The 511-nt window shown below is 48.5% G+C and carries 1 tRNA gene and 1 rRNA gene; both read right to left on the bottom strand.

Annotated elements, in window-relative coordinates:
* Positions 1–273: 273 nt before the first annotated feature.
* A tRNA-Asp gene (locus HC752_RS24405) sits at positions 274–350 on the bottom strand.
* Between the two features lie 39 nt (positions 351–389).
* A 5S ribosomal RNA gene (gene rrf / locus HC752_RS24400) occupies positions 390–506 on the bottom strand.
* Positions 507–511: the final 5 nt, after the last annotated feature.

The raw sequence follows: 511 nt of genomic DNA, 5'->3' as shown, positions 1-511 counted from the left end.
GTTCGAATAACGTTTGCCATTCTTGGTTGGTTCGTCGTTTGACCATTTCAAGTCTCCTTTGAGTTGGAGACTTGATCTTATTATTCGAGACGGATGATTAGAACGCGGGGTTCATGATGCGCTTACAACAAACCTCGCACGAGGTGAAACTTCTGAATAAGTGACAGAGCGTCTGGGGTCACACACGACCGAGACTCGTTCGACCGTAGGTCGAATATACCATCTTTAAATGCAAAAAAACCTCAGCACTTATGCTGAGGTTTCTAAAATAAATGGCGGAGTGGACGGGACTCGAACCCGCGACCCCCGGCGTGACAGGCCGGTATTCTAACCAACTGAACTACCACTCCGCAGTGGAAAACTTGCCTTAGCAAGTGTTCAAAATTAAAGCCTGGCGATGTCCTACTCTCACATGGGGAGACCCCACACTACCATCGGCGCTATTGCGTTTCACTTCTGAGTTCGGCATGGAAATCAGGTGGGTCCACAATGCTATGGTCGCCAAGCAAAT

The organism is Vibrio sp. S9_S30, assembly GCF_014694455.1.
GTDB lineage: Bacteria > Pseudomonadota > Gammaproteobacteria > Enterobacterales > Vibrionaceae > Vibrio.
This window is presented reverse-complemented; position numbering and strand designations above follow the sequence as displayed.